This is a genomic window from Salinicoccus carnicancri Crm (assembly GCF_000330705.1).
Lineage (GTDB): Bacteria > Bacillota > Bacilli > Staphylococcales > Salinicoccaceae > Salinicoccus > Salinicoccus carnicancri.
On sequence record NZ_ANAM01000010.1, the window covers coordinates 85676 to 98244 of the forward strand.

The 12569-nt window shown below is 48.5% G+C and carries 11 protein-coding genes; 1 reads left to right on the plus strand and 10 read right to left on the minus strand.

Translation table 11 applies throughout. The features are described from left to right. Positions 1–22 precede the first annotated feature (22 nt). The 8 genes from C792_RS0112850 to C792_RS0112885 form a co-directional block, all read right to left on the minus strand. Complete coding sequence (locus C792_RS0112850; RefSeq protein ID WP_017549864.1) at positions 23–826, minus strand: DUF3726 domain-containing protein; 804 nt, start codon at positions 824–826, stop codon at positions 23–25. Further along, positions 808–1824 carry a membrane dipeptidase gene (locus C792_RS0112855; RefSeq protein WP_017549865.1) on the minus strand — a complete coding sequence of 339 codons (1017 nt, stop codon included), beginning with the start codon at positions 1822–1824 and terminating at the stop codon, positions 808–810. The genes C792_RS0112850 and C792_RS0112855 overlap by 19 nt, the downstream gene beginning before the upstream one ends. Next, positions 1825–3534, minus strand: coding sequence for a hypothetical protein (locus tag C792_RS0112860; RefSeq protein ID WP_040608939.1), 1710 nt, complete (start codon positions 3532–3534; stop codon positions 1825–1827). A gap of 68 nt (positions 3535–3602) precedes the next feature. Beyond that, positions 3603–5135: a BCCT family transporter gene (locus C792_RS0112865; RefSeq protein ID WP_017549867.1), complete on the minus strand. Its 1533-nt coding sequence runs from the start codon at positions 5133–5135 to the stop codon at positions 3603–3605. 361 nt (positions 5136–5496) lie between these two features. Continuing rightward, positions 5497–6447: a mannose-6-phosphate isomerase, class I gene (gene manA / locus C792_RS0112870; RefSeq protein ID WP_017549868.1), complete on the minus strand. Its 951-nt coding sequence runs from the start codon at positions 6445–6447 to the stop codon at positions 5497–5499. 11 nt (positions 6448–6458) lie between these two features. Next, positions 6459–6980, minus strand: a complete 522-nt coding sequence (locus tag C792_RS0112875; RefSeq protein ID WP_017549869.1) for a GNAT family N-acetyltransferase — start codon at positions 6978–6980, stop codon at positions 6459–6461. 11 nt (positions 6981–6991) lie between these two features. After that, on the minus strand, positions 6992–8947 hold the full coding sequence (locus tag C792_RS0112880) for a PTS fructose transporter subunit IIABC (RefSeq protein ID WP_026090362.1): 1956 nt from the start codon (positions 8945–8947) through the stop codon (positions 6992–6994). 28 nt (positions 8948–8975) lie between these two features. Beyond that, the gene (locus tag C792_RS0112885; RefSeq protein WP_040608918.1) at positions 8976–9686 is read right to left on the minus strand and encodes an MOSC domain-containing protein; all 711 of its coding nucleotides are present in this window, start codon (positions 9684–9686) and stop codon (positions 8976–8978) included. 179 nt (positions 9687–9865) lie between these two features. Between C792_RS0112885 and C792_RS0112890 the strand changes: the two genes are divergently transcribed. Continuing rightward, the gene (locus C792_RS0112890; protein ID WP_017549872.1) at positions 9866–10132 is read left to right on the plus strand and encodes a hypothetical protein; all 267 of its coding nucleotides are present in this window, start codon (positions 9866–9868) and stop codon (positions 10130–10132) included. Positions 10133–10174: 42 nt separating this feature from the next. On the opposite strand, the gene C792_RS0112895 is transcribed toward C792_RS0112890, so the two are convergent. After that, positions 10175–11128, minus strand: a complete 954-nt coding sequence (locus tag C792_RS0112895) for a plasmid pRiA4b ORF-3 family protein (RefSeq protein WP_017549873.1) — start codon at positions 11126–11128, stop codon at positions 10175–10177. Positions 11129–11143: 15 nt separating this feature from the next. Beyond that, positions 11144–12568 carry an IS1096 element passenger TnpR family protein gene (locus C792_RS0112900; RefSeq protein ID WP_017549874.1) on the minus strand — a complete coding sequence of 475 codons (1425 nt, stop codon included), beginning with the start codon at positions 12566–12568 and terminating at the stop codon, positions 11144–11146. Between the last annotated feature and the right edge of the window lies 1 nt (position 12569).

A 12569-nucleotide genomic window follows, 5' to 3' on the forward strand; every position in this document is an offset into this window, starting at 1 on the left:
TATTACTTTCTGCTTTTTAATCTTACTCCGCTTTTTCTCCGGCACCCCGGACCCTGGACTCGTCTGTTGCCTCTACCAGTGTTTTCCGTCCGACTTCATCCAGAATATCCCATGTGGCACTGTCAACTTCTGCCCCGTTGAAATAAGCCTGTTCATATATCGCCTTTAATTGGGCAGATTCCATGAGTTTGACATCCCCATTTTTCGATGCCCACCTCAACTTTCTGACACATCCTGTAATCAGTTCTGTTTCATCGGTGCAAACCATCCAAAATTCATCTGTCGATAAATCATTGGTCTCATGTCTTCCCAACTCCTCAGTAAGATTTTTTTGCATGATGCTCTCGGCAATTTCTCCTTCGGCAAAAATCGGGAAGGATACCTCAGGGGTTGAGAGTATCCACATCGGAGTTCCATCCTGCATCCTATAATTAATGACACACCCTTTATCTCTCGAGGCGATGTAATGTCCTGCATAGGCTAAGAGGCGAGAACGGGTTGTGTTGCTCATATGCACCCGCACTGTGTTCTGTGTCTCTGACAGACCCAAAGCATAGTCGGCCATCAGCTTGCCCAGAATAATGGCGCTTTGTCCATTGCCGTTAAATCGATATAATCCCTCCTCCTTGGATACCAACATGATACTCCGCATGCCCGAGTCCGGCATATCTGAAATTTCCTTCTTTAAAACCTGCAACCCATGCAAACCAGCAAATTCACTCCATGCCACCACTTCCGCTCCATCATCCGCACACCCATATGAAATCCCGTGTGCACGGAAAACCTTCTTGCAATGAAGAAACAGTTCTACAAAGGATACGTGCATTTCATCGCCTCCTTTTCGCTCTTAAAACTATCCGTAAAGAAGCGTAACCAGTTGCCCCCCATCACTTTTTCCACTTCCTCAGCCGTCATCCCTTTTTTCGCGAGCCCTTTCGATATATTCGGGAAATCTGCGGGTGTCTGAAACCATTCCGGCCACTCCGGCCATGACGGATTCTCTTTACTTCCAGCTCCATAATCCATCTCATGTGTCCATCTCCCCATCCGCATCCAATGTAAGAAATCCACAGACATATTCAATGTCAAATCTGTTCCGAGTCCCACGCGATCAATGCCCATGAAATCGACAGTCTGGACAATCATGTCACAAAATTCATCCAACGTCGTTTCTTTCCCGTTTACCAGGTGTGGGTATGCACATACACCAAGAACACCGTCATTTTCCTTCAGAGCACGCAAAACTTCTTTGGATTTATTGCGCTTGCTTGGATAAATCCAATCTGGGTTGGCATGAGTTATGGCTACAGGACGAGTCGATGCTGCAATCGCATCTAAAGTGGTCTGATTTCCGACATGGGATAAATCAACCACCATGCCCACACGATTCATTTCTCGAACAACTTTTTTCCCGTAACGTGACAGTCCCGAGTCATTTTCTTCATAGCAGCTGCTGCCCACCAGGTTTTGATTGTTGTAAGTGAGTTGCATCACTTTGACTCCCAATTGGTTAAACACAGATACAAGAGATAGTTCATCCTCAAGTGCTGAAGTATTTTGCGCACCAATTATGACACCGATCTTACCGGTTTCTTTAGCTCTCAGAATATCTTCACCCTGAAACACTTGCATCACCAGATCATCATTTTCTTTCAAGAAGCGATGCCATGACCCTATTTTACTTAAGGTTTCGCGAGCATTTTCCCACAGGCCGCAACATGCATGGACACATGTCACCCCTCCTTTTTTCAGTAGATAAAGAAAGTCACGATCCCAATTGCTAAGTTCCAGTGCATCAATCACAATCATCCCTTGTCTTTCCATCTATTGATCCTCTCCTAACATTGGTAGTTCCGGGAAAACCCAATCATCCAGATATGGATGTCCGATCTCTTCTATAAGTGGTGCGCCTTGAAATAGTGTAATCCGCACCCAGCGATTCGACTTCGGGTTAAAGCGTTCTGCACCAAAGAAGGATAGTTTACATCTCAACAAATTAAGTGGCGTAAAATCTTTATTTAAAAAATTCGCTTGAATCTCACCATACTCATATCCCTCCAGAGACTGGATGCGTTGAATGATACCTTTATACCGTGGATACTTTAAAATAAATGCTGGAACCATTTCTTTTGGTGACCCGTATTTTGTTACTTTATAAAGTTCCTGGACTTGTTCCGCTATATTCATATCCAGCTCTTTGTCATCTCCGGGTTCTTCTCCGCGAACCCCCATCCGCGGCTCTTCTTTTTCTTCTGATCGATACCAAAAATAATATTTTTCATCAGGATCATTAAAATCGTATTGGAATACCCACTCATACTGCTTTTCGATTAATTTCCGCAATTGCTCTACCGTCATACGCGGTTCTATCTGATACGTTTCCTCTACATTCATACATCGTTCAAGGTCTACAACATGATCGGCATACAATTCAAGCAAGAGTGTGTGCAACAGCTCCTGCATCTCAATCGAGACTGAGTCTGCTGCGATTAATGACAAATCATGCCATATATCTGATGTTGACTGTCCCTTCAGACTGCCTGTCTCCACATACTCTGAAAGGATGTCCTTAAGATATGCGCTCTGTTCTGCCAATGTTTCCATGTTAAGAATAATTTCCCTGTCTATAAGCTTGGAATCACTAAAATAGTCACTGACCCGGTCTAACCAATCGATCAGAACCCTGAAATCATCCTGTGACGGTTTTATATCCTTCACTCTTGCGATTGCTTGCTCTCGTACAGAAATCCATTGATGAATCAACCTTGGATGGGCAATTAGAAAGGGAGCCATTCCTAATCCTGTTGCATTGCCCGTCCCAATATACCGTTTTATATCGGGGTGCAATTTCACAGCCTGAGGGTTTCTTTGTTCTGCAATATGTTCTACCAGGTCAGTACCGAATTGACGTAACATGTATACTGCAAACATCTGAGCCTGAAACGGACCACTAAATGGATGATTATGCTTCATTTTGTCATAAGGTGCTAAACCAAATTTACCATTTCCATAAACTGCAGTTGTACGCAGCAGATAGCCTACTTCATTTAATATTTCAGGGTCCGGTTGTTTTTGATTCGCGAGGCAGTCAATAACGTAGTCAAAAATACGGTTACTTTTGTTGGCCCGTGACCAAACAAGGTCAGATGTGTCACCGCGCCCAGCTTCTTGTTTTGGCAGCTCCCTTTTCATACGCTCCAGTTTTGTTTCAGAAATTCTACCTTCAGATAAGGCAAAAGTGACATCCCAATTCTTTGAAATCACGCGGTCGCTTCTTTCCTCATCTTTGATTTTTGTGGAGATAACTACAAAAGAGAATTCATGCTTTGATGTGTCAATGCTATATATTGCATGACCATAGCCATTTTCATCCAGATCAAGTACAGTGCGTCTGATCTTCCAATTTTCTCTCATCATATGCCTGAGTAAAATTCTTAGAAAACTTAGGCTCGTCAGTCTGAATGCACCAATCCTCTCTAGCTTCATTACCTCTGATGCCGGCCGTAGCTTATGCTTCTTATATTTAACTGTCATCAGCATGACACCTCCATCATTCCCACTTATTATGCTCGGACTTGATAGGTACCAGGAACACTTTCATTTCACTGGTCGATACCTTGTTCCTTTGCAAGCTCCCTGCAAACTTTGGGTGCTGTCCAAAACGTAGTCAATAACAGCAGAGAAACAGGCGCAGCAGTCACCACAATAAACGACTGTAAGGAGCTCACACTATCTTCTCCTATCGTCAGTAGGATGATTGCAACTGCACCCATTACTCCAGCCCAGAACACTCTCATCAACTTAGAAGGATTACCCTCACCGGTAAGGGCCATTGAAATGGTAAACGACATTGAATCTGTTGTTGTGAGTACAAAAATAATTGTGGCAAGGAGAAACAGAACTCCTAAAACAAAACCAAATGGCAGTTGCTCGGTAATCGCAATCATGGCTGCCGGTGCCCCATTATTGTTTAAGGGGGCAGATATGGACCCCGCCTCCATAAGTTCCTGGAATATCCCCGTGCCTCCCACGACGGTGAACCAAAAAGTCGTCACGAGAGGTGCGATGATTGCGACTGCGAGTACGATTTCCCGTATTGTACGCCCCCGTGAAATACGACTTGTGAAGATTGCCATCATAGGCCCATACCCTAAAAACCAGGCAAAGAAGAATACTGTCCAGCTGTTAAGCCATTCATAATCCCCGCGATACGTACTCATGCCTACAAAATTTTGTATATAAGAACCAAATGATTGGAAATAGGTATCAAATATGAACAGGCCGGGCCCCAGTACAAGCATAGCTCCTACGAGAATCAAAGCTAGAATGACATTGTAACTGCTCAAAATTTGAATGCCTTTATGGATCCCTGTGACTGCTGATATAGCAGCAATCACCACAATCAAGGCGATAATTACCAGTTGGACAAATAAAGTGTCAGGCAGACCAAATAAGACATTCATGCCATATCCCGCCTGCAGTCCAAGAAAACCGATGGGACCAATTGTACCGGCTGCAACCGCTATAACAGAAAAGGCATCCACCAAAGTGCCCAGGACGCTGTTTTCTATAATTCTATTTCCGAAAATCGGATATAGTAGTGCTCTGGGTTTAAGGGGTACACCCCGGTGGTAGTGCGCATACATCAGCACAAATGTTCCAAGTGTCCCCAGAATAGCCCAGGCAAGAAAGCCCCAATCTACAAAGCTCGTAGTTAATGCCGGCATCACTGCATCTTTAGTACCGGAAGTAACACCTTCAAAGTGAGGCGGGACATTTATAAAGTGATTCAATGGTTCAGCCGCCGCCCAGAACACCCCACCGCCAGCAAGTAAAGTACACATAATGACCGAAATCCATTTAAAATTGCTCATCTCCGGTTTATCTGCATTCCCCAAGCGGATTCGCCCATATTTTGAAAACCTTAAAAACAAAGCAATGATAAATGTTCCCAGCATTAAAAACTGATAAATTGAACCAAAGTATTTCACAGAAAAGTTAAATAAAGCGCTTACAAATCCGACTAAAGATTTCTGATCTACAACCCCGAATACTATAAACCCGAGCAACAATCCGCCGCTTACTATCAGAACCGGCACATCAATCTTAGACGAAGTTCCATCAGGTTGATTCAAACTATCCCTCCTTTTGTTTAATTAACATAACCAGCCTCCACAATATTCCGTTTATAGGAACGATATACCGATAATTGGTTATACTTTAAAATATAAGAGCATTATTGTCAATAATTTTCTTAATATTAATAACATATTTTGTAGAATACGCTTTTATATGCCTATCATAATTTTACAATCGGCGAAATGACTCCAAACTATATCTCACATAAAATGCTCTGATATTAATGCTATGACCGAAAAAAGATATCCTCAATTGAAAACACATTCATCATCATCTTGCGGCTCCAAGGTATCATTTAATAAATGCTGTCAAAAAATCAGGCGGCTGCCCCGAAAGGGGGCAGCCGCCTGATTACATTTATGGATGAGAGACGATGAGTTCCATCTCTCCCTCCAGTTCAATATATTCCACGTCATTCGGCAGGATGAAATGGACGCCTTTTGACAGTTCATATTCCTCTCCTGCCACTTTGATGATGCCGTTGCCCTCTGTGACGTCTGCCTGCAGGAAATCTGCGCTGATGGAATGTCCCGCTTCACCGGCAACTTCCCATTTCTCCACTGTGAAATACTGCTCTTTGACCAGCTGACGGATGGTCAAGCCATTCTCCTCGGTGATTTCGAAGTCCAGTTTCGCATCTTCATGGGGGATGCTGGTCACGGCTTTCGCCCGGTCGAGATGCAGTTCACGGGAGTTGCCGTCTTTATCCCGCCTGTCGTAGTCATACACACGGTAAGTGATGTCCGAACTCTGCTGCACTTCAAGGATCGTGATGCCGCGCCCGATGGCATGGATCGTACCGCTCGGAACATAGACGAAGTCGCCTTTTTGGACTTTGACATAGCGGAACAGCTGCTCCCACCTGCCATCATCCACCATTTTTTCAAATTCGCTCTTGTCTGCCGCATTATGTCCGAGTATCAGGTTCGCACCCTCTTGTGCTCCAAGTACGTACCAGCATTCGGTCTTACCGTAGGGCACACCTTCCTCTTCCTGCGCATACCGGTCATCCGGATGGACCTGTACTGACAGATCGTCGGCTGCATCCAAGATTTTGACAAGGAGCGGATACTCTCCGTCAGTCTTCCTATTGAACAGTCCTCCATGGTTTTCCCACAGCTGATCGAGCGTCTTTCCTGCAAACCGCCCCCCTGTCACTGTGGACGGTCCGTTCGGATGGGCGGATATCACCCACGCCTCACCTGTCGTCTCCGATGGTATTTCATATCCATATTCTTCGCGGAGTTTCGTTCCGCCCCATATCCTTTCCTGCAGTACCGGCTTCAAAAATATCGGTTCCTTTAACATATTGCCCTCCATTAACTGTGATAGCCCGACTGGACCCAGACCCTTACTTCCCAGGAGTGGACGATGAGCGGTTTCCAACCCATGCTGATGAAGAGCCGGACCATTACCGTATTGTTCACGTCCACTTTTAAGAATGCCTCTTCATGCCTTTCCTGCAGCATCGCCATCCCTTTTGACAATAAGGGCAAACCGAGTCCGTTCCCCTGGGAATCCGGAATGATATTGAACCAGTGCAGCCGTCCGCGCAGCCTGTCTTTTACTGTACCGTGCCATGCAGTGACTGTACCGACCAGTTCAGAGTTTTCGTTTTCGATAAAGATCATATGCTCCCCAAGTTCAGTTGCTTTATCAAATTCTCTGCGGAATCTTTTCAAAGCATCCCTGTGACTGTCAAATTCCCCTGATTCCAATAGGATGTTCGCCCAATCCTCTTCCATTCCTTTTCTGTAACGGACAAATGCATACCCTTCGGGCAGTTTGTAGACCTGAATGTCGGTCAGGTTATGCTGAAGGTAAATCAGTGTTTTTCTCATGACAATCATCCTTATTTTACTTGTTCCAGCAGTTCATATACCCCTTCTTTCGAATCTGCTTCCAGCAACTCATTCCTGAAATCATTATCCATCAGTTTGCGTGATAGCATCTGCAGTATTTTCAGGTGGGCATCTCCGGCCGCCTCGGTCGGCACGGCAATCATGAAGATGAGTCTGGCGTCCGTACCGTCCATGCTGTTCCAGTCGACACCTTCTGTGCTCCTGCCGTAGACCACTGCCGGATGCTTCACTGCGTCCGACTTGCCGTGCGGTATGGCGATGTTCATCCCCATTCCTGTCGTACCTTCCGCCTCTCTTGCGAGAAGCGCTTCCTTATATGCTTCTTTCGATGAAAGGACACCCTTGTCATCCAGCTTCCCGATCATTTCATCAATGACCGCATCACGGCCGGTACCCGCAAGGTCCACCTCAATCAGATCTTTGTCCATGATGTCCGTCAGCTTCTCCACTTCGGCTTTCTCAGTCGACTTTTCTCTCTCGGTTGGTTCAGCAACTGGTGCTGCCTCCTCTGCTTCTTCATCCATCGCCACTTCACCGACACCCGCTGCCTCAACACCCACTGTCTTCTTGAGCGCATTTACCATGAATGCCGTAACGACGATGCCGACCGCCGCCGCGACGAAGAACATCAGCACATTGTCCACTGCACCGAGTACCGCGACGATCGGACCGCCGTGGGCAACGTGATCACCGACGCCGCTTAGCATTGCGATGACCGCACCCGCCATTGAGCCGGTGACGATGCTCGGGATGACACGGAGCGGGTCCTGAGCGGCAAAGGGAATTGCACCTTCCGTGATGCCAAAGAGCCCCATCGTGAATGATGCCTTACCCGCTTCAATCTCCGCCGGGTTGTATTTCCTCTTGTTGATGAATGTCGCAAGCCCCATGCCGATTGGCGGGATACAGATTGCGACCGCAATTGCTCCCATGATCGCATAGTTGCCTTCAGCAATCATGCCGACGCCGAAGAGGAAGGCGACCTTGTTGAAGGGGCCGCCCATATCGACCGCAATCATGCCGCCGAGTATGATTGCAAGCAGGATGGAGCTTGCACCCTGCATCCCTTCAAGCCAGCTGGTCAGCCCATCAAACAGCGCAGATACAGGCGCACCGATCACATATATGAACAGCAGACCGACGATGATCGTGCCTATGATAGGCAGGAATATGATCGGCATCACGGGTTCCATCGCTTTGGGCACCTTGATTTTCTTTAGTGCCAGGACGATATACCCTGCCAGGAAACCGGCAATGATTCCGCCGATGAACCCTGCGTTCGCTTCCGTTCCGTAAAAGCTGCCGTTGGCTGCGATATAGCCGCCGACTATGCCGGGTGCAAGCCCGGGCCGGTCGGCGATACTGTAGGCGATATACCCCGCAAGTATCGGCACCATGAATGCAAAGGAGGCACTCCCGATCGCTTCAACCTGCTTCCAGAATGAACCATCCGGGATGACGATGCCGCCCTCTGTCTGTTCACCGCCAAGTGTCAGGGCAATCGCTATCAGAAGCCCGCCGACGACGATGAACGGAATCATGTAGGAGACACCGTTCATAAGATGACGGTAGACCGGGTTCTCCTTCCTTTTCTTCTCGTCCTTCACTTCATCCGCCGTCTTCATCCCGGCCTTATACACGGGGACTTCGTCGTTTTCAAACCGTCTGATCAGTTCTTGCGGTCTCCTGATGCCTTCCTGTACACCGACCGCAAGAAGTCTTTTGCCTGCAAAACGTTCTTTTGATACATCCTTGTCACTTGCGATGATGATGCCGTCCGCCGATTCGATATCGGCCGCCGTCAATTCATTTTCGGCACCGATCGAACCCTGTGTCTCCACTTTCATATCAATGCCAAGTTCATCCGCTGCCTTCTGAATATTCTCTGCTGCCATGTAAGTATGGGCGATGCCCACCGGACATGCTGTGACTGCCAACAGTTTCATATGCTTTTCCTCCCCATGGATTGTCTTCTCATCTGTTCGGCCCATAGACTCTCTTATCTATACCCCCTTCTTTGCCCATGAGACGTCTGTTCAATGTGTTTTTCCAATTATCAGCGAGCAGTTCACATGATGCCAGGCTCTCCGCCAGGCCCATATTGCCCTTCTGCTCATACATCACTTCATTCGCCGCTCTGACTGTCCATTCCGGATAGGAGCGGCTGGCGAGTTCAAGCATATCCCCGGCTCTGATCCTGCCCTCTTCAAGCACACGGAAATACCAGCCCGTCCTGCCCGTCTTCTGTATACGGAGCGCAAGGTCAAGTATCCCGTGGCGCCTGGCCGGCTTCCAGCACGGACGCCTTGGCTGGGAAACCTGGATTAGCGCTTCCCCAACCCGGTAGGCATCTCCGATGCACACGGATGATTCATCCATATTTGTAACAGACAGGTTCTCACCGTTGCCCCCTGGCGCAATATCAATGCCGAGCTCATGCCTCCAGTGCGCGTAATGCTTCGACGCATACGCGAACACCGCCTTCTCAGGCCCGCCGTGGTTCTTCTTATCGGCCACATCATCACCGGTCAGGCCGGTTTCCGACAGAAAGACCGGCGAATCCGTCTCTTCCTTGAAGATGCCGCTCTCCCACGGCCGCTCAAGCTTGTCTTGCGCCTGCGGGTCGCCAAGCTGCTTCACTCCTCCGGTGAATAACTTATCAATGTGAGGCCTCTCCACTGCCATCCCTCCATAATACGAAATATTCTTTATTCTACCGTCTATTTTAACACGTCCCGTATGCAGCTGCAGTCCGCCGGCCGACAAAACATCTTTGTTTCATTCCAAATGCCGTTATGAGATAATCAGGGGAAATAGAGGCCTCAGCCACCGATATTTTCTTTACCTGACAAGGAGGATGCATTATGGGAAAAGTCACAAAACTGATTGGTGCAGCGTGTGTCGTAGCAGGTGTTGCGTACTTATCAAAGGAAGATAACCGGGAGAAAGTGAAGCGCGGATTTGACAAGGCCGTGGGTGCGGCAGGCAGCTGGACGAATGATCCTTACACGCTCCACCTCGGCAAGCCGGATGAGGAACGGGATGCGAACATGGTGGACGAAGGCGCCATGACCAGTGTCCAGTACTACAACGAACTCCGATCCGAGGCATCGGCGGATGATGAGATATGAAAATGACGGCAGAATCCATTTCGGGTTCTGCCGTCATTATTTTTACATATCCACGGTCGGGTCGTTCGACTCCGTCACCGGCTCTTTGCCCCCGAATATCTTCCCCAGGGTACGGTTGATTGCTTTTTTAGGATATCTCTCCTTGTAATTCTGCGATTTCGCCCAGAGCAGCCACTCTTCATGTTCAGGATGGCTCTTGTCTCTGATCGCATCATGCACTTCCCTGAATCCGTCAACGCCGCCCGAGTCCTCAATCGGCCCCGGTCCTTTGTGGTGCAGCACCTCAGGTATTTCAGGATGGTCAAGCGTCATTTCCCCGAGCACTTCAACTTCATGCATCCAGTCATCCCCGTAATCATAGACGTAGGTGATGGTTCCTGCCCGGGTGAGGAGCGGGTCGATCCCGGTTTCACTTGCCAGCAGGTGTTCCGGGCCGCCCTCCATCCGAAACCCATCCTCCATTTCAAATTCATATACGAAAATTCTTTCGCCCCTGCTGAAGAACGATGACAGATGGCTGCCCTGCCAGCCCATCGCTTTCTGGATGACGAGATGCAGTTCATAGAAATTGAAATCCCTCGGCACCATGACCTCCCGCCACACTGGTGTATGCGCATCTTCCAGGGTGATCCTGAGCTTCAGGGCATTGTATGCAGACTCTGAAGATTGCTCCTCCTCATACCTTTTCTCGGCTTCATGGATATCAATGAGGCGCGAAAGCCTCCGGACCACCTCCACATGGATGAATCCGCTGTCCCCGCTTTTGAGTATGATGCGGTTCTTGATCAGGTGAAAACACTCCCCCGGTTTGATCGTAATCTCGTAGAATCCTGACAGGGGACGGACTTTAATCAGCTTTTTAATCAGCCTGCGTTCGTCGGGATTCATCTTCTCTGCAATCTTCGACATGAAATAGGCATCATTGATGTATGAAATGGACATATCTGCAAGCGCGTCATCTTTTAAAACCACATGGTAAAATCGTCTCAAATCCATATTATCCTCCAAATATCAGACGTTGAATTCAGTCACCGGGTGGGATTTGGCAAATTGCTTCTCCAGCCTGTTGTTGATCGCCGTCATCGGATAGCGTTCCCGGTAGTTCATCATGCGCACCTTCTCGAACGTCCGGACGTAATCCGGATGCCGCCTGTCTCCAAGAATCGCAAGTGTTCGCTCCAGCCCTTTCGGACCGCCCACATTCTCTATCGGCACCGGTCCGCCGTAGTCACGGATGGCCGGCACCTGGTAGTCGATATTGATCCTGTCCGCCATGCTGATTTTCACGACATACCCATCCACCGATTCATACTGATAGTAGACTTCCCCGGCCCGCTCGAGCAGTGCATCAGCCTGGGTGAAACTCGCCACAAGTCCGCCGGGCTCACCAGAGTCCGCCTTCGCTTCATTCATCAGCAGCAGGGATTCATATATGGTGAAACCATCGGCTGTGAATCTTGAAGGGCTGCTGCCCCTCCATCCCATGACTTCCCGTATGATCAGATGGAGTTCGTAGAAATTGAGGCCCGTCGGCACCTGTACTTCCCGCCACACGGGTTCATGTGTCTCCATGACCTCGAACATGAGTGCGTAGGCGTTGAAGTCGCCCCGCGCCGGTTTGTCAGCACCCTGCGGCCGCCTGTTTCTGTTCACAGCATCAAAATTCACGGTTTTCAGCGTCTCCAGGACCTTCTGATGCATCACAAAGTAATGTGCATGCACTTTGACGATCAGCCCCAGGCTCCTCGCTTCCTCCCACCTGGATTTTGCCTCATATACATTATAGTCCTTTTCCACATTGTCCCGTATGATCCTGAATTCCTCATCACCGATATGGAGCAGTATCTCTGCAAGGAACTCAGGAGATGTGACGAGGGAGGTGATATGCCGCAGATAGTCATCTTTCTGGTTGCCCTCGGTCTCGCTGCCGAGCCGTCTGAGCATCGCCTGGAGCTCACGCCATGTCAGGTTGTTGTAGAGCCAGTATATCGGCCCTCTGTAAATCTCTTCAAGGCGTGAGATATCCCGTGGATTGAAATTTTCATCACGGTGGATGAACATATCAACATCCGGCAGCACACCGGTATCCTTCAGCGCCGCATCGATGGCCATGACGATGTCATGATGAATGACGCCGGTGCCACCCCCCTCCTCCAGTATGTACTGATAATCGATCAGCGCAGCATATTTCGATACATCATAATCGATGTGGTGGAGATTATCTGCAGGCTCGATGTCAACAAGGTCACGCACAAGCACCGCCTCCCCCATCGATATATTCTCCGCCACTTCGGTCAGGATGTCCTGATCGGTGATGCTTGCCGTCTTGAATTCCGCCAGGGCGCCGAGTGAATCGAAGGATTCATCGCTCATCAACCCCGCCCGCACCAGCTCGTTCTCCTCGAGAAAATGATTAAAAAAACTTTTCAGATCCATT